The 17356-nt window shown below is 71.7% G+C and carries 15 protein-coding genes and 1 tRNA gene; 2 read left to right on the top strand and 14 right to left on the bottom strand.

What is annotated here, in order from left to right:
- Window positions 1-26 precede the first annotated feature (26 nt).
- Complete coding sequence (gene def / locus HUN58_RS15930; RefSeq protein WP_180225179.1) at window positions 27-602, top strand: peptide deformylase; 576 nt, start codon at window positions 27-29, stop codon at window positions 600-602.
- A 66-nt stretch (window positions 603-668) separates the two neighbouring features.
- On the opposite strand, the gene HUN58_RS15925 is transcribed toward def, so the two are convergent.
- The 11 genes from HUN58_RS15925 to dusB all read right to left on the bottom strand — a co-directional run bounded on the left by HUN58_RS15925 (window position 669) and on the right by dusB (window position 14361).
- Window positions 669-1157: a hypothetical protein gene (locus HUN58_RS15925; protein ID WP_180225178.1), complete on the bottom strand. Its 489-nt coding sequence runs from the start codon at window positions 1155-1157 to the stop codon at window positions 669-671.
- Window positions 1158-1414: 257 nt separating this feature from the next.
- Window positions 1415-1487: transfer RNA gene (locus HUN58_RS15920), tRNA-Asn, on the bottom strand.
- Between the two features lie 128 nt (window positions 1488-1615).
- Window positions 1616-2629, bottom strand: a complete 1014-nt coding sequence (locus tag HUN58_RS15915; RefSeq protein ID WP_180225177.1) for a D-isomer specific 2-hydroxyacid dehydrogenase family protein — start codon at window positions 2627-2629, stop codon at window positions 1616-1618.
- On the bottom strand, window positions 2626-3558 hold the full coding sequence (locus tag HUN58_RS15910) for an ATP-binding cassette domain-containing protein (RefSeq protein WP_141861226.1): 933 nt from the start codon (window positions 3556-3558) through the stop codon (window positions 2626-2628). The genes HUN58_RS15915 and HUN58_RS15910 overlap by 4 nt, the downstream gene beginning before the upstream one ends.
- 146 nt (window positions 3559-3704) lie before the next feature.
- Window positions 3705-5390: an ABC transporter ATP-binding protein gene (locus HUN58_RS15905; RefSeq protein WP_180225176.1), complete on the bottom strand. Its 1686-nt coding sequence runs from the start codon at window positions 5388-5390 to the stop codon at window positions 3705-3707.
- Window positions 5387-6382: an ABC transporter permease gene (locus HUN58_RS15900; protein ID WP_058742427.1), complete on the bottom strand. Its 996-nt coding sequence runs from the start codon at window positions 6380-6382 to the stop codon at window positions 5387-5389. The genes HUN58_RS15905 and HUN58_RS15900 overlap by 4 nt, the downstream gene beginning before the upstream one ends.
- A 2-nt stretch (window positions 6383-6384) precedes the next feature.
- Window positions 6385-7458, bottom strand: a complete 1074-nt coding sequence (locus tag HUN58_RS15895) for an ABC transporter permease (RefSeq protein WP_141863297.1) — start codon at window positions 7456-7458, stop codon at window positions 6385-6387.
- 117 nt (window positions 7459-7575) lie between these two features.
- Window positions 7576-9192, bottom strand: coding sequence for an ABC transporter substrate-binding protein (locus tag HUN58_RS15890; protein ID WP_058742429.1), 1617 nt, complete (start codon window positions 9190-9192; stop codon window positions 7576-7578).
- A gap of 435 nt (window positions 9193-9627) precedes the next feature.
- A complete protein-coding gene (dnaG, locus tag HUN58_RS15885) occupies window positions 9628-11547 on the bottom strand; it encodes a DNA primase (RefSeq protein WP_180225175.1) in 1920 nt (639 codons plus the stop codon).
- A gap of 355 nt (window positions 11548-11902) precedes the next feature.
- Entirely contained in the window at window positions 11903-13192 is a 1290-nt protein-coding gene (locus HUN58_RS15880; RefSeq protein WP_141861219.1) for a deoxyguanosinetriphosphate triphosphohydrolase, read from the bottom strand.
- Window positions 13189-14361: a tRNA dihydrouridine synthase DusB gene (gene dusB, locus HUN58_RS15875; protein WP_114850962.1), complete on the bottom strand. Its 1173-nt coding sequence runs from the start codon at window positions 14359-14361 to the stop codon at window positions 13189-13191. The genes HUN58_RS15880 and dusB overlap by 4 nt, the downstream gene beginning before the upstream one ends.
- Before the next feature lie 48 nt (window positions 14362-14409).
- Here dusB and HUN58_RS15870 point away from each other — a divergent pair, with 48 nt between their 5' ends.
- The gene (locus tag HUN58_RS15870; protein WP_058742433.1) at window positions 14410-14895 is read left to right on the top strand and encodes an aminoacyl-tRNA deacylase; all 486 of its coding nucleotides are present in this window, start codon (window positions 14410-14412) and stop codon (window positions 14893-14895) included.
- A gap of 16 nt (window positions 14896-14911) precedes the next feature.
- Here the strand turns inward: HUN58_RS15870 and HUN58_RS15865 are convergent, their stop codons facing one another.
- The 3 genes from HUN58_RS15865 to HUN58_RS15855 form a co-directional block, all read right to left on the bottom strand.
- Window positions 14912-15076, bottom strand: coding sequence for a hypothetical protein (locus HUN58_RS15865; RefSeq protein WP_180225174.1), 165 nt, complete (start codon window positions 15074-15076; stop codon window positions 14912-14914).
- A gap of 5 nt (window positions 15077-15081) precedes the next feature.
- Complete coding sequence (locus HUN58_RS15860; protein WP_058742434.1) at window positions 15082-15816, bottom strand: DsbA family protein; 735 nt, start codon at window positions 15814-15816, stop codon at window positions 15082-15084.
- Between the two features lie 79 nt (window positions 15817-15895).
- Window positions 15896-17281, bottom strand: a complete 1386-nt coding sequence (locus HUN58_RS15855) for a glycine--tRNA ligase (RefSeq protein ID WP_180225173.1) — start codon at window positions 17279-17281, stop codon at window positions 15896-15898.
- Window positions 17282-17356 lie beyond the last annotated feature (75 nt).

The following is a 17356-nucleotide window of genomic DNA, read 5'->3' as shown; positions in this document are numbered from 1 at the left end:
CGGTCACCGCCGGATAACCTGGGTGAATGGCCGTTCTCCCCATCCGCATCACCGGCGAACCCGTCCTGCACGAGCGCGCAGCCGAGGTCACCGTCTTCGACGACGACCTGCGCACCCTGGTCGACGACATGTTCGAGACCATGGACCTGGCCCCGGGGGTGGGCCTGGCCGGCCCGCAGGTCGGCGTCGGGAAGCGGCTCTTCGTGTACGCATGGACCGATGATGACGAGGTCCTGCACCGCGGCGTCGCGGTGAACCCCGTGCTGTGGACGAGCCCCCTCGTGCCCGAGGCCGTGGAGGAACTCGACGAGGACGACGAGTCCGAGGGCTGCCTCTCGATCCCGGGCGAACGCTTCCCGCTGCGCCGCGCCGAGGGGGTCCTGCTCCGCGCCGTCGACGCCGAGGGCACCCCGTTCGAGGTCGAGGCCCACGGCTGGCTCGCCCGGATCTTCCAGCACGAGTACGACCACCTCGACGGCTACCTGTACGCCGACCGCCTCGGGCACCCCTACGCCAAGCAGGCGGCGAAGGCCGTCCGCAAGAGCAGCTGGGGCGTCCCGGGCAAGTCCTGGCTCCCCGGCCGCGACCACCCCGAGGGCTGACGCAGCGCGGCCCGGTGCGGTCCGCCGCGGTCCGGCGCGCTCACCGGACCGGCCTGGAGGCGCGGGTCACCCCCGGTGGGCGAGCAGCGCCTCCTGCAGGCGGTCCCGGTCCGGGTGGCCGGGGCAGTACTCGAGGAGCCCGGCAGCGACGCGCGCCTGGTCGTCCGTCTCGACGGCAGCCGTCCACGGTGCGACCCCGCGCTCCGCGCAGGTCGCCGCGAGGTCGCGCAGGTCGACGGTGTCGTCCGCTGCGCGGACCGCGGCCTGCTGCTGCGCGGACATCTCGGTCCCGGTGATCGGCTTCGCCGTGCAGTCCGTCCGGTCCGCCTCCCACGCGGCGGCGTAGGTCGTGTAGGTCTCCGTCGCGTCGCCCTGCCCCGTGCGGCACACGAACGCGAAGACGATCGGCGCGCTGCCGGAGGCGGCGACCTCGGCCCCGGAGGTGGCGTCGACCGAGCCGTCCAGCTCGGGCTCGACACCGGCCGTGCACCCCGCGAGGCCGAGCGCCGCGGCGACGATGACCGTCGTGGCGAGGGCGCGGCGCAGGGTGGTCACCTGTGAACGCTAACAGCTTCCGTCCGGACGCGACCTGCGAACCCGGCGCAGCCAGCCCAGCCCGCCCCAGCCGGCCGCCCCGAGACTCGGCTCGGCGGACAAGACTCGCGGCCCGCAACGCGCGTCTCGTCCGCCAGCGCGAGACTCGGCGCACCCGACCACCGCGCCCGCGCAACCATCCCGCGCACGGGCCCCGCACGCGGGACTCGCCCCGGAACGCGAGAAGGCCCCCACCGCGAACGGTGAGGGCCTGCCTGCTCCCCGAGTTGGACTCGAACCAACAACCTGCCGGTTAACAGCCGGCTGCTCTGCCAATTGAGCTATCGAGGATCACTGCCCGCTGAGGTGAACCCCCTGCGAACAACGGGTACCAGCATAGCAGGACGCAGCGGCCGCTCCGCGCATCCGCCGCGCATCCCGGGCGCGCCGCACGCGGACCCCGCGACGACCGCGCGCGGTCAGTACCCGGCGGCGGGGTCGACCACCCCGACGAACCCCTCGCCCGCTCCGCCCAGGAACGCGGTCGTGTTCGTGCGCACGCGCTCGGCGAGGAGCGCCGCCACCATCTCCGGCGTGTCCGCCTGGTGCGGCGTGATGACGACCCCTGGTGTGGTCCACAGCGGGTGTCCGTCCGGCAGCGGCTCGGGATCCGTGACGTCCAGCCCGGCGCCGGCGACCTCGCCGTCGTGCAGCGCGGCCACCAGGGCGTCCGTGTCGACCAGACCGCCGCGGGCGATGTTCACGATCCGGGCGCTCGGCTTCATGCGGGCGAACTGCGGTGCCCCGAGGAGCTTCGCGGTGCCGCTCGTCATCGCCGCGGCGACCATCACGACATCGGCGTCCGGCAGCACGGCGTCGAGCTCGTCGGTCGTGACGGTGCGGTCGGCGCCCGGGACGGGGTCGCTCGAGCGCCGCACCACGGTCACCGACACCTCGAACGGTGCGAGCAGTCGGATGTACTCGAGCGCGATGCCCCCGGCGCCGATGACCACGACGTTCCGGCCGTACAGCGAGACGCCCTCGGGCTCGGTCGCCCACGAGGCCGCCCGCGCACGCTTCGGCAGGACCCGCAGCGTCGCGAGCGTCAGGGCCAGGGCGTGCTCGGCGACCGGTTCGGCGTACGCGCCCTTGGCCGAGGTGAAGAGCACCCGGTCCCCGTGCTCCTCGATGAGGTGGGCGAACGCGTCCACCCCCGCGAACGGCAGCTGCACCCACCCGACGCCCGGCGCCCGGTCGAGCGCCGCGGCGAGCCCGTCGGGGTCGCGCGCGTCGAGCCAGACGACCGCGCGGGTGTCCTCGTCGAGCGGCGCGACCGTCCCGCCGGCGTCGGTGACCGCTGCGACGTGCAGGTCGGCCGGCGACGGCAGGATCGCGACCGGTCCGGCGGTGGGCGGCGCCACCGGGAGGGGTGCGCCGGCGTCGGTCACGACGGCACGGTGGCCGCGGGTGGGGGTCCCGGTGGTGGTCGTCATGCGTGCTCCTGTCGTTCGGCGCGAGGGCCGGTGCCGGCCGCGGCGACGGGCCGACGGGGTACGGCGGACCGTGCCCCGGAAGCGGTGGCGGGTCGGCGCTTGACCGGCCGGGACGCCGTCGCCGCCAGGGTCTTGACGTACGGGTCGACGGGGTTGTCGAGGACCTCGTCGAAGGTGCCGAGCCCGACCACACGGCCGTCGGCCATGACGGCGACGCGGTCGGCCAGGGCACGGGCCTCGCGGAGGTCGCTCGACACGACCACGGCGGAGAACTGCCGACCCCGCTGCAGGTTCGTGAGCGCCTCGAGCACGGACTGCCGCACGAGCACGTCGACACCGCGGGCCGGCTCGTCGGCGACGAGGAGCTGCGGTTCGAGGACCAGCGCGCGGGCGAGGGCGACGCGCTGCCGCTGGCCGCTCGAGAGCTCCCAGGTGTTCAGTCGCATGACGCCGAGCGGCAGGTGCACGGCGTCGACCAGGCGGGCCACGATGAGCCCGGCCTCCTTCCGGTCGAAGCGACGGTCGCGCACGTAGATCGGTTCGGCGATCGCCTCGCCGACGGTCAGGTCCGGGCTCAGCCGGTCGGCGCCGTCCTGCGGCAGGTACCCGATCCGACCGGTCAGCCGGGCGGCCTTGCGCGACGTCGGTCGGAGCCCGCGCACCTTCTGCCCGAGCACGGTGAGCTCGCCACCGGTGATGTGCCGTCGGTGCGCCCCCTCGCCCTCGCCGGTCGCGCCGAGCTGGCCGGCGATCGCCGCGGCGAACGTGGACTTGCCCGAGCCGGACTCGCCGAGCACGGCGAGGATCTCCCCCTGTCGGACGGTCAGGCTCACCCCGTCGACGGCCCGGATCGCGGCTGCGCCGCGAGCCCCCCGGTACTCGATCGAGACGTCGTCTGCGACGACCGCCGGGCCGTTCACCGCGATCATGGATCCCCTTCCGCGGCGCCCCTGACTGCGACCGCGCCTGTCGGTCGCGACGGTGCGGTCACGACGTGGTGCGGTGGAGGTGACCGCCTGGAGGCGCGACCCGCGTCGCGGACGCGGGTCGCGCCTCCAGGCTGGTCGCCACCGGATCAGGACCCGGCGTGCTCCAGTTCGACCAGCGTACGCCGTCGCTCGGCCTGCTCGGCCGGGTCCGGGACCGGCAGCGACGCGAGGAGCCGCTGCGTGTACGGGTGCTGCGGCGCGCCGAGCACCTCGGCGGTCGTGCCGGTCTCCACGAGGTCGCCACGGTAGAGGACCGCGATGCGGTCAGACAGCGCCCCCACGACCGCCAGGTCGTGGCTGATGAACAGCGAGGCGAAGCCGAGGTCCTGCTGGAGCTCGAGGAACAGCTCGAGCACGCGAGCCTGCACGGACACGTCGAGCGCGCTCGTCGGCTCGTCGGCGATGAGCAGCTTCGGCCGGAGCGCGAGCGACCGGGCGAGCGACGCGCGCTGCCGCTGGCCGCCGGAGAGCTCGTGCGGGTAGCGGTCGCCGTACGCGGCGGGCAGCTGCACCGCCTCGAGCAGCTCGTCGACGCGCTTCCGGGCGTCTCGGGGGTTCCGGACCTCGCCGTGCACGACGAGGGGTTCGGCGACGCACTCCGCGATCGTCAGCAGCGGGTTGAACGAGGTCGCCGGGTCCTGGAAGACGAACCCGATGTCCTTCCGGTGCCGCTTGAAGTCCCGTTCGCGGTACCCCAGCATCTCGGTCCCGAGGACGTTCAGCGACCCGCCCGTGATCCGGGTGAGTCCCGCGATGGCCCGGCCGATGGTGGTCTTGCCGGAGCCGGACTCCCCCACCAGGCCGAGGACCTCGCCGGGACGGATCGCCAGGTCGACGCCCTTCACCGCGCGGAACGCCGGCGAGCCGAGCCGGCCCGGGTACTCGATCTCCAGCCCGCGGGCCGACACGAGCGGCTCGACGTCCTCGGTGATCGCGGCACGACGGGCGGTCCCGGTCGAGGCCTCGAGCCGGGGCACGGCGGCGAGGAGCTTCTTCGTGTAGTCGGCCTGCGGCGCCGCGAAGAGCTCGGCGACCGGGGCCTCCTCGACCACCTCGCCCTGGTACATCACGGCGACGCGGTCGGCCAGGTCGGCGACGACGCCCATGTTGTGCGTGATGATGACGATCGCCGCGCCGAACTCGTCGCGGCAGCGGCGGAGCAGGTCGAGGATCTCCGCCTGCACCGTCACGTCGAGCGCGGTGGTCGGCTCGTCGGCGATGATGACGCTCGGCTCGAGGGCCAGGGCGGACGCGATGACGACGCGCTGCTTCTGCCCGCCGGAGAACTGGTGCGGGTAGTGGTCGACGCGCTGCTCCGGGTCGGGGATGCCCACCCGCCGCAGGTAGTCGACCGCCTTAGCCCGCGCCTCCTTCTTCGAGACGCCGCCGTGCGCCCGGAGGCCCTCGGAGATCTGCCACCCGACCGTGAAGACCGGGTTGAGCGCCGTGGACGGCTCCTGGAACACCATCGCACCGGCGGTCCCGCGGAGCTCCCGCAGCTTCGCCGGGCCGACGCTGACGACGTCGGTCCCGTCGAGGTACACCGCGCCGCCGAGCGTCGCCGTCTCCGGCATGAGGCGGAGCATGCTCCGGGCCGTGACGGACTTGCCCGATCCGGACTCGCCGACCAGGGCCAGGACCTCGCCGGGACGGACGTCCAGGCTGACACCCTTCACGGCGTCGACGGCGCCGCCGTCGGTCGCGAAGGTGACGGTCAGGTCGTCGACGACCGCGACGGGTGCGTGCTGCTGGTCGTTCGCTGCGCCGGTCATGCCGTCGCCCCTTCCGTGGTCGCGGCCTGCTTGCGCGACACCAGCTGCTTCAGCCGGCGACGGGCGCGGAGACGCGGGTCGGAGATGTCGTTGAGGCTCTCGCCGATGAAGGTCACGCCGAGCACGAGCACGACGATCGCGACGCCGGGGAACACGCCGGTCCACCAGACGCCGGAGGCGACGTCCGACAGCGCGCGGCTGAGGTCGTAGCCCCACTCGGCCCCGGCGGTCGGGCCGATGCCGAACCCGAGGAACCCGAGGCCGGCGAGCGTCAGGATCGCGTCGCTCGCGTTGAGCGTCAGGATGAGCGGGAGCGACCGCGTGGAGTTGCGGAGCACGTGGCGCGTCATGATCCGCCACGGGTTCGTGCCCACCACGCGGGCGGACTCGACGAATGCCTCGTTCTTCAGCCGGACGGCCTCGGCACGGACGACGCGGAAGTACTGCGGCACGTAGACGACCGTGATCGAGATGGCCGCGGCGACGATGCCGCCGGAGTAGCTCGAGTTGCCGCCGGAGATGACGATCGAGACGACGATCGCCAGGAGCAGCGACGGGAACGCGTAGATCGCGTCCGCCACCACGACGAGCACCCGGTCGAGCCAGCCGCCCAGGTAGCCGGACACCATGCCGAGGATGACGCCGATCGTGATCGAGACGACCACGGCGACGATGACCACGAGCACCGCGGTCCGCGCGCCGAACACCACGCGGCTGAACACGTCGAACCCGCCGACCGTGGTGCCCCAGATGTGCTCGGGGCTCGGAGCACCGGTGCGCGGGAAGCCCTGGCCGTCGGCGCCCTGCAGCTGGCCGAAGCCGTACGGGGCGATGAGCGGCGCCGCGATCGCGACGATCAGGTACAGGGCGCAGATGACCACGCCGGTGATGAGCATGGCGCGCTGCCAGCCGGTGCTCCGGCGGAGCTGGACCACCACGGGCAGCCGCTTCCAGAGCGGCTCGTGGCGGTCGACGAGCGAGACGTCGGCCATCGCTAGAACCTCACTCTCGGGTCGATGAGCGCCGCGACCACGTCGACGACGAAGTTCGTCACGGCGACGATGACGGCGAGCATCGCGACGATGCCCTGGACCGCGACGAAGTCGCGGGCCGACAGGTACTGGTTGAGCTCGAAGCCGAGTCCTCGCCAACCGAAGGTGGTCTCGGTGAGCACCGAGCCGCCGAGCAGCATGGCGATCTGCAGACCCATCACGGTGATGATCGGGACCAGCGCCGGACGGAACGCGTGCGTCCGGACGAGGCGAGCCTCCCGGACGCCGCGCGAGCGGGCTGCGTCGACGTACTCGGAGCCGAGCGTGCCGATCATGTTGGCGCGCACCAGGCGCAGGAAGATGCCGGCGGTCAGGAGCCCGAGCGTCAGCGCGGGCAGGACGGCGTGTGCCAGCACGTCGCCGATGATCTGCGCGTTGCCGGTGCGGAGCGCGTCGACGATGTAGATGCCGGTCGCGCCGGGGATGTTGTCGAGGACGAGCGACACCCGCGTCGACGCACGGTCGCCGAGCGGCAGCCATCCGAGCCAGACCGAGAAGACGAGCTTGAGCAGCAGACCGCCGAAGAACACCGGCGTCGCGTAGGTCAGGATCGCGAGCGCGCGGAACAGCACGTCCGGCCACTTGTCGCGGACGTACGCGGCGAGCATGCCGAGCGGGATGCCGAGGACGAGCGCCACGATGAGCGCCCAGAACACGAGCTCCGCGGTCGCACCGCCGTACGTGACGATGATCTCGGTGATCGGACGGTTGTCGGTCGACGTCGTGCCGAAGTCGCCGCGGACGATGTTGCCGAGGTACTCGAGGTACTGCACGATGACCGGCCGGTCGTACCCGGCGGCGTGCAGGCGCTCCTGGAGCTGCGCCGGCGTCAGGCGACCACCGACGGACGCGGTGATCGGGTTGCCGATGACGCGCATCAGGAAGAAGACGAGCGTGACCAGGATGAACACGGTCGGGAAGATGAGGAGGAAGCGGACCAGGATGTACCGGCCGAGCCCGCCGCCCTGCCCGCGGGCACGTCGCTGTGCCTGGGGCTTGGTGGGGTCGGTGGCCAGCTCCGAGGCCGCCTCCGGGGTGCTGAGGGTCACGAGGACGGGTGCCTTTCGGTGCCGTTCGGGACGCGGCCACGGGGGCGTTCCTCGTGGGAACGCCCCCGTGGGCCGACGCCGGTGTTACTTGGAGAGGGTGGCGTAGCGGAACTTGTACGAGGAGTCGAGGACCAGGCCCTTGACGTCCTTCGAGGCGACCGCGACCGACTTGCCCTGCAGCAGCGGCAGCGTCGAGATCTGGGTGGCCTCACGCTCCTGCGCCTGCTCGATCAGGTCGGCACGCTTGCTCTTGTCCGATTCCTGCTGCTCTTGCGAGATCAGGTCCTGGATCGTCGGGTCGTCGTAGTGGTTCTGCACGAAGTTCTCCTTCGTGAAGAACGGCGACAGGTAGTTGTCGGCGTCCGAGAAGTCCGGGAACCAACCGAGCTGGTACACCGGGTAGGCGTCCTTCGTGCGCTCCTGCGCGTACGTCGTGTAGACCGTCGACTGGATGTTCACGGTGAACAGGCCCGAGTTCTCGAGCTGCGTCTTGAGCTCGGCGTACTCGTCGTCCGAGGTCGAGCCGTAGTGGTCCGGCGCGTACTGGATGTCGAGCTGGACCTTGCCGGTGACGCCGGCCTTGGACAGCGTCTCCTTCGCCTTGTCGACGCTCGGACCACCGTTGCCGTCGCCGTAGAGCTGCTCGAACGGCTTCGCGGCACCGGTCAGGCCCTCGGGGACCATCGAGTACAGCGGCGAGTAGGTGTCGTTGTAGACGTCCTTGGCGAGCTTCTCGCGGTCGACGACGTCGGCGACGGCCTGACGGACCGCGAGGGCCTTCGTCTCGTCCTTGTCGGACTGGCTCGCACCGAACGGCTGCGTGTTGAAGTTGAAGACCAGGTAGCGGATCTCGCCGCCGGGGCCGTCGGTGACCTCGAGCTTGGAGTCCTTGCGGAGGTCCGCGATGTCGGTCGGCGTCAGGGAGCGGTACGCCACGTCGACGTCGCCCTTCTGCACGGCGAGCTTGAGGTCGGTCTCCTTGGTGTAGTAGCTGGCGGTGACCTCGTCGGTCTTCGCCTTGCCGAGGAGCCCGTCGTACTTCGGGTTCGCCTTGTACTGGATGGTGTCGTTCTCCTTGTACGAGGTGATCTCGTACTGCCCGGCGAACGCCTTGCCCTTGACGATGTCGGCCGCGGGCGTGAGCTTGTCGGCCGAGAACACCTGCTCGTCGACGATCGGGCCGGCGGGGCTCGAGAGCACCTGCGGCCAGGTCTGGTCGGCGTGGTCGAGGTTGAACACCACCGTCGTGTCGTCCGGGGTGTCGATGCTCTTGAGGTTGGCGAGCAGCGACTGCGGGCCGTTCTCGTTGTTGATCTTCAGCTCGCGCTCGAACGAGAACTTCACGTCGCTCGACGTGAGGTCGTGGCCGTTCGCGAACTGCAGGCCCTTCTTGAGCGTGACGGTGTACGTCGTCGGGTTCGTGAACTCGCCCTTGGTGGCGATGTCCGGCTTCACGTCCGGGCTGTTGACCGGGGTGTTCATCAGGAACGGGAACACCTGGTTCTGCACGGCGAAGGAGCCGTTGTCGTAGGAGCCCGCCGGGTCGAGGGACGTGATCTTGTCCGTCGTGCCGATGCTGATGCCGTTCAGGGCGGTGTCGGAGACGCTGCTGCTCGCGCAGCCCGTGAGCACCAGCGCCGTCGCTGCTGCCCCGGCGCCGAGCGCGAGACCGCGCTTGCCCCACTTGGTCACGGATGCCATGTCCGCTCTCTCTCTGGTGATGGTTGCAAGGGTCCTGGACAGGGCCGTGGTTCGACTGTGTGCCCGGCCAGGAACGCTCATTGGTACCACCCTGACACGGAATCTCCGGCGCCGGAGGGCATTTGTTTACACCCTTGTAATGCAGGACCGCGTCGCATGGCGCATGATGCGCGCGTGGCGCCCCGGCGTGTCACGCAGGATTGTTGCGTTCGGCAACGGGGCCGCGCGAGCGGGCCGAGCGTGCCACTTGTGGCCCGCTCGGCGGTCCGACCCGACACTTCTCGACCGCTCGACGTCGAGCACGCGGCGTGTCCTGCCCGTTCGGCGGAGGGCAGACAGCGGGCATGCCGGACCGCGGGCACGCCGGACAGCGGTCACGCCGGCCAGCGGGCACGCCGGCCAGCGGGCACGCCGGACGAGGCGGACGACGAGTCCCTACGCGGACGCCTCGCCGTCGGCCCGGAGCCGCATGCGCTGGGCGTCGAGCTCCACGAGCTCCCGCTGGATCTCGGCGCGGCGGTCGCCCTGCTCGTGCGGGTCGGCGCGCTGCAGCTGCCCGAGGAGCGCGGCCTTGCGGGCGAGCAGGTCACGCTCGACCAGGGCCTGCACGATGCTCCGGGCGTAGAGCGCGAGGTCCTCGTCGGTGCGGGCGGGGATCGGCGCGAGCGCGAGCTCCTGCACGAGGCCGCGGAACGGCGCCGGCACGTCCTGCAGCAGCCGGTCGAGCCAGTCCCCCGCGCCGATCGCGTCGACGTTGGCCACGACGGCGTCACGGACGACCGACAGCATCGGCGCCGAGAACGTCGCCGATGCAGCGAGCCAGATCAGCGGCGTCCCGACGTACCCGGGCTGCTGCACCATCGCCATCACGGCGTCGCGCTCCATCCGGGTGACCGGGTCGTTCGGCAGCAGTCGCAGCCCGGCCACGGGCTCCTCCGGAGGGGCGACCAGCTCGCCACCCGGACCCGCCTGCCCGACCGGCACCGAGCCTCCTGACTGGTCCTGACGGGCCGATCCCTGCCGCTGCCGCGCGTTCTCGACCGCGCGCCGGACCTCCGGGATGTCGATCCCGAGCCACTTGGCGGTCTCGCGGACGTAGGCGCTGGCCAGTGTGCGGTCGCGGATGCCGGCCACGACGGGTGCGGCGTCGCGGAGCCCGGCGACCCTGCCTTCGGCGGTCTCGATGTCGTGGGACGCCAAGCGGCGACGGATCATGAACTCGAACATCGGGCGCTTGGTCTCGACGAGCCGCTCGATCGCGGCGTCGCCTCGCGTCAGGCGGAGGTCGCACGGGTCGAGGCCACCCGGCGCGACCGCGACGTAGGTCTGCGAGGCGAACCGGCTCTCCTCGGAGAAGGCGCGTGCCGCGGCACGCTGCCCGGCCTCGTCCGGGTCGAACGTGAAGACGATGTCGCCGAGCTGCGACAGGTGCGCACCGGCCGAGTCGCCGAGCATCGGCCGCAGGACCTTGATGTGGTCGACCCCGAAGGACGTGCCGCACGTCGCGACCGCGGTGGTCACGCCCGCGAGGTGGCACGCCATCACGTCGGTGTAGCCCTCGACGATCACGACCTGCTTCTGCTTCGAGATGTCCCGCCGGGCGAGGTCGAGCCCGTAGAGCACCTGGCTCTTGTGGTAGATCGGCGTCTCGGGGGTGTTGAGGTACTTCGGCCCCTTGTCGTCGTCGAGCAGGCGACGCGCACCGAAGCCGATCGTCGCGCCGGTGACGTCGCGGATCGGCCACATCAGGCGTCCGCGGAAACGGTCGTACGGCGACCGGTCCCCCTGGCCCGCGAGCCCGGCGGCGAGGATCTCGTCCATCGAGAAGCCCCGGCCGCGCAGGTGCTCGCGCGTCGCGTCGTACGACTGCGGCGCGAAGCCGACCCCGAAGTGCTGCGCCGCGGCGGGGTCGAAGCCACGCTCCCCGAGGAACCGGCGGGCGGGTTCGGCGCCCGCAGTCGTGAGCTGCGCCTGGTAGAACGCCAGCGCGGCTTCGTTCACGGCGATCAGCCGCGCGCGCTGGTTGTAGTCGGTGCGCGGCCCGTCGCCTTCTTCGTAGTGGAGCGTGAAGCCGATCTTCGCCGCCATCCGCTCGACGGCTTCCTGGAAGGTCGTGTGGTCCTGCTTGATGATGAACTCGAAGACGTCGCCGTCCTCACCGCACCCGAAGCAGTGGTACCGACCGACCTGGGGCCGCACGTGGAAGGACGGGGAACGCTCGTCGTGGAAGGGGCAGAGGCCCTTGAGCGACCCGACTCCGGCGGACTTCAGCGTGACGTAGTCGCCGACGACGTCGGCGATGTTGACACGCGAGCGGACCTCGTCGATGTCGTTCCGCGCGATCCTGCCAGCCACCCCTCGATCCTAGTTCGTGCCGGTGACCCCGGCTGACGGTCGCGCCCGCCTGTGGACGAGCATCCGCCTGTGGACGGGTGACGGCCCCCGGACGGGTGACGGACTGTGGACGGGTGACGGCCTGGAGGCACCGGTGACGGCCTGGAGGCACGGCGCACCTCCGGCACGTCGGCTGCGGTCGCGGGGCGGTTCGGACCGGAGGCGTGCGCGGCCGCGTCCGCGTCCACGTCCGGTCGCGCCGAGACGGTCCGGTCGCGCCGAGACCGTCACCTCCCACCGAGACGGTCCCGGAACCGGCGGCGTCCCGCGCGCACGAGGGCGTCTCGCGGGTCCGGGACCGGCACCGGCACCCGGCTCAGACCGGGATGTGCGTCGTCTCCCGCTCACCGACAACGAGCCGCCTGTGCCACGCCAGTGCCCCCTGGTCGGTCAGGCTCGCCACCTGGTCGACCACGGCCCGCAGCCGCCCGGCGTCGTCGGACGCCGCTCGCCAGTCCGCCGCGAAGCCCGGCTCGAGGTCCGCGCTCCCCGTGGCCGCGAGGGCGTCGAGCAGCTCGGTGAGGACGCGACGCTGGTCCTCGTACACCGGCTGCCGGTCCCCCTGGGTCATCACGAACGCCGCGACGATGCCCTTGAGCACCGCGATCTCCCCGATGATCTCGGGCGGTGTGACGACGGACGCCGCGAACCGCACGAGCGACCCGGACGCGTAGGACTCCCGTGTCGCCGCCGTCGCCGTGCGCGCGAAGCGCCCGATGAGCTGCGACGTCAGGTTCTTCAGCCGCGCCATGTCCCGCCGCGACCCGTCGTACGAGGTCATCCACAGCGGCAGGGAACGCAGCCGGTCGAAGGCCTCGAGCAGCTCGTCGCGGCTGAGGTCGGACCCCACCCACGCGTGCATCGCCGTGACGATGTCGTTCTCGCCGACCCGGTCGCCGAGCGCCGCCACGTCGATGAAGCCCGCGACGACCGCGTCCTCGAAGTCGTGCACCGAGTACGCGATGTCGTCGGACAGGTCCATGACCTGCGCCTCGATGCACCGCTGCCGGCGGGGAGCCCCCGCACGGAGCCACTCGAAGGCGTCGTGGTCGTCGTCGTAGAAGCCGAACTTCGTGCGCCCGGACGACGCCTCGGCCACACCCTGCGCCGCCGGCCACGGGTACTTGCAGCTCGCGTCGAGGGAGGCCCGGGTGAGGTTGAGCCCGTACGGACGGTCGTCGTCCGGACCGACGCCGTAGACCTTCGGCTCGAGTCGCGTGAGCAGACGCAGGGTCTGCGCGTTGCCCTCGAACCCGCCGATCCCGGCAGCCCAGGCGTTCACGGCCGTCTCGCCGTTGTGGCCGAACGGCGGGTGGCCGATGTCGTGCGCCAGACAGGCCGTGTCGACGACGTCGGGGTCGAGCCCGAGCGAGTCGGCGAGCTCGCGGCCGACCTGCGCGACCTCGAGCGAATGCGTCAGGCGGTTCCGCGCGAAGTCGAGCCCCGTGGTCGGGCTGAGCACCTGGGTCTTCGCGGCGAGCCGCCGGAGCGCGCTCGAGTGCAGCAGTCGGGCACGGTCGCGGGCGAAGTCGGACCGACGGTTGCCGTGGGTCTCGGGCAGCCAGCGCTCGGCGTCGGCGGGCCCGTACGAGGCGGTGGCGCTCATCCGCCGCTGTGGTGCAGCTCGGCGGCGGCGAGGACCTTCCGGAACGCCTCGTCGACGTCGCGGGACTCGAGCCAGCGGTCCGGCAGGGCCGTGCGCTTCGGGTGCCCAGCGCGACCGCGCGGCCCCTCGACGTCGGCGCCCGGGTACGGGGCCGTCCAGTCGAGCTGCCCGAGCAGGTCGTCGATCTCCTGCAGGCTCGACGCCATCGACAGCGCCGACCGGACGTCGCCGCCGATCGGGTAGCCCTTGAAGTACCAGGAGACGTGCTTGCGGGCGTCACGGCAGCCGTGGTCCTCGGACCCGAAGAACTCGACGAGCAGCTCGGCGTGCCGGCGGAACGCGGTCGCGACGTCGCCGAGGGACGGCATCGCACGGACGTCCTCGCCGCGGAACGCCGCCGCGAGGTCGCCGAACAGCCACGGACGCCCCAGGCACCCGCGGCCGACGACCACGCCGTCGCAGCCGGTCTCGTCGACCATGCGCAGCGCGTCGGCGGCGGACCAGATGTCCCCGTTGCCGAGCACCGGGATGTCGGTGATCGCTTCCTTCAGCGTCGCGATCGCCGACCAGTCCGCGTGCCCGGAGTAGTGCTCGTTCGCGGTGCGGGCGTGCAGCGAGATCGCGGCCACACCCGCGTCCCGGGCGATGCGCGCCGCGTCGAGGTACGTGAGGTGGTCCGCGTCGATGCCCTTGCGCATCTTGACGGTCACCGGGACGTCACCGGCGGCCTTGACGGTCTTCTCGACCAGGTCCTTGAACAGGTCGAGCTTCCACGGCAGGGCCGCTCCCCCGCCCTTCCGCGTGACCTTGGGCACCGGGCACCCGAAGTTCAGGTCGATGTGGTCGGCCCGGTCCTCGCCCACCAGGATCGTCGCGGCCTCGGCCACGGTGTTCGGCTCGACGCCGTACAGCTGGATCGACCGGGGCGTCTCCGACTCGTGGTGCTGGATGAGCTGCATCGAGACCGGGGTCCGCTCGACCAGGGCGCGCGAGGTGATCATCTCGCAGACGTAGAGACCCGCGCCGTACTCGCGGCAGAGTCGGCGGTAGGCCATGTTCGTGATGCCCGCCATCGGAGCGAGCACCACGGGCGCGTCGACCTCGATGGGGCCGATGCGCAGGGGCTTCGCCGGTCGGGTCGCCGTCCGGGGCGCGTCAGTGATCGTCATACGTCGTCCATTCTCCCATGCCCGTTCCGCGCCGGTAGCGTTCTCCACATGTCCGACACCGCCATCGCCCGCTTCGACGCCGACGCAGCAGCCAGGGGGCTCGACGTCGAGGTCGTCGAACGCCCCGCGGCCGACTCGCTCGAGCAGGCCGCCGCACTGCTCGGGATCATCCCGGGCGACATCGTCAAGACCCTCGTCGTCAAGCGGCACGACGGCGGCTTCCTGCTCGCGCTCGTACCGGGAGGGCGGAGCATCGCGTGGAAGAAGCTCCGCACGGTCGTCGGGGTCAACAAGCTCTCGATGCCCGACGCGGCCACCGCGCTCGAGGCCTCGGGCTACGAGCGCGGCACGATCACCCCGATCGGTGCGACGGGTGACCTGCCGGTCGTCGCCGACGAGCGCGTGCTCGGCCGACGGATCGCGCTCGGCGCGGGACGGCACGGCGCGAGCGCGTTCGTCGACGCGGACGCCCTGGTCGCCGCCTACGACGCGACGGTCGCGGACATCACGGACGAGGAACCCGTCCGGGGCTGACCCGGGCGCGGGTCCGTCAGTCCGGGACCTCGGTCCAGCTCCCCTCGGCGCCGGGCACGAAGCAGCTGTCGCCCTCGCAGACCGGCGCGCCGCCGGTCACGGGGAACGTCAGCAGTACGGGTCCGGCGGACGGGTTCGACCCGGCCTGGAGGCCCGGTGCGGCCCCGCCGGTCGTCGTCACGTCGCTCACCGGGCCGCCGCCGCATCCGCTGCCGCGTCGTCCTCGGCTCGCTGCTGCTCGGCTGCGAGCTCCTCGGGTGTGGACGAGCGCAGCGCCACGACCTGGCGGAGCACCTGCTCGAAGGCCGCCGGGTCCTGGGCGCCGGAGACGCCGTACTTGCCGTCGATGACGAAGAACGGGACGCCGTTGATGCCGAACGCCTGTGCCTGGGCCTGGTCGGCACGGACGGCGGCGAGCTGCCCGTCGTCGCGCAGGGTCGTCAGGACCTCGTCGCGGTCCAGGCCGACCTCGGCAGCCAGGTCCGCGAGGGACTCGTCCTGCCCGACGTGCTCGCCCCGCTCGAAGTACGCGGTGAAGAGCCGCTCGACCATGTCGAGCTGCTTGCCGTGCTGCTTGGCGAGGTGGATGACCTGGTGCGCCTTCACCGTGTTGGTGTGGTGCATCGCGTCGAAGTCGTAGTCCAGGCCGACACCCTCTGCGATGCCGGCGACGTGCTCGAGCATCTGCTGCGCCTGCTCGACGGGCATGCCCTTGTGGCCGGACAGGAACTCGGCCTCGGTTCCCTCGAAGTCGACCGGGGTGTCCGGGCTGAGCTCGAACGAGTGGTACTCGACCTCGACGGGCGCGGCGTCGGGGCCGGCGCCGAACGCCGCGGCTCCCGCCTCGAACTTGCGCTTGCCGATGTAGCACCAGGGGCACGCGATGTCGGACCAGACATCGACCTTCACGGAGTCGTTCACGCGGACGACAACGCGGCCACAGCCCGGGTATTCCCGGGCCGTGGCCGCGTGTGTCTGTCCGTCGGTCGGGCGGTCGGTGCTACGCGCCGAGCAGCCGCTGCGCCAGGTAGCCCTGCAGCTGGTCGAGGGACACGCGCTCCTGCGCCATGGTGTCGCGCTCGCGGACCGTCACGGCCCGGTCGTCGAGGGTGTCGAAGTCGACCGTGATGCAGAACGGCGTGCCGATCTCATCGTGGCGACGGTAGCGGCGACCGATCGCGCCCGCGTCGTCGAAGTCGACGTTCCAGTGCTTGCGGAGGTCATCGGCCAGACCACGGGCGACCGGCGAGAGCTGCTCGTTGCGCGACAGCGGCAGGACCGCGGCCTTGACGGGGGAGAGTCGGGGGTCCAGGCGCAGGACGGTGCGCTTGTCGACGCCGCCCTTCGCGTTCGGGGCCTCGTCCTCGTGGTAGGCGTCGAGCAGGAACGCCATGAGCGCACGGGTGAGCCCGAACGACGGCTCGATGACGTACGGCACGTACTTCTCGTTGGCGGCCTGGTCGAAGAACCGGAGGTCCTTGCCCGAGGACTCGATGTGGTTGTTCAGGTCGAAGTCGGTGCGGTTCGCGACGCCCATGAGCTCGCCCCACTCGGACCCGGCGAAGCCGAAGCGGTACTCGATGTCGGCCGTGGCGTCGGAGTAGTGCGCGCGCTCCCCGTCCGGCACGTCGAACCGGCGGAGGTTCTCCGGGTCGATGCCGAGGTCGGTGAAGAACGCGACCGAGTCGGCGATCCACTGCTCGTAGTGCGTGTCGACGTCGGCCGGCGGCACGAAGTACTCGATCTCCATCTGCTCGAACTCGCGGGTCCGGAAGATGAAGTTGCCGGGGGTGATCTCGTTGCGGAACGCCTTGCCGACCTGGCCGATGCCGAACGGGGGCTTCATGCGGCTGGTCGTGACGACCTGCGCGAAGTCGACGAAGATGCCCTGCGCGGTCTCGGGGCGCAGGAAGTTCAGGCCCTCTTCGGACTCGACCGGGCCGAGGTACGTCTTGAGCATCCCGGAGAACTCACGCGGCTCGGTCCACTCGCCGCGGGTGCCGCAGTTCGGGCAGGCGATCTCCGCCATGCCGCCCTCGGGGTCGCGGCCCTTCTTGGCGACGAAGGCCTCGACCAGGTGGTCCTCGCGGAAGCGGTGGTGGCAGTGCAGGCACTCGACGAGCGGGTCGGTGAAGGTCGCGACGTGGCCGGAGGCCTCCCACACCTTGCGCGGCAGGATGACGGCCGAGTCCAGGCCGACCATGTCGCCACGGCCGCGGACGAACCGCTGCCACCACTGGCGCTTGATGTTCTCCTTGAGTTCGACACCGAGGGGCCCGTAGTCCCACGCGGAGCGCGATCCGCCGTAGATCTCCCCCGACTGGAAGACGAAGCCGCGGCCCTTGGCCAGGGCGATGACGCTGTCGAGACGGGAGGACGGTGCCAAGAGGGACTCCTGTGGTCGCCGGACTGGGTGCCCGGGTCGGAACGGTACCCGGCAAGCGTACCGGCCCGTCGAGCG

Source organism: Curtobacterium sp. Csp1 (assembly GCF_013347185.1).
The sequence above is the reverse complement of the archived record's forward strand: the minus strand, read 5'-3'. Positions and strand labels throughout refer to the sequence as shown.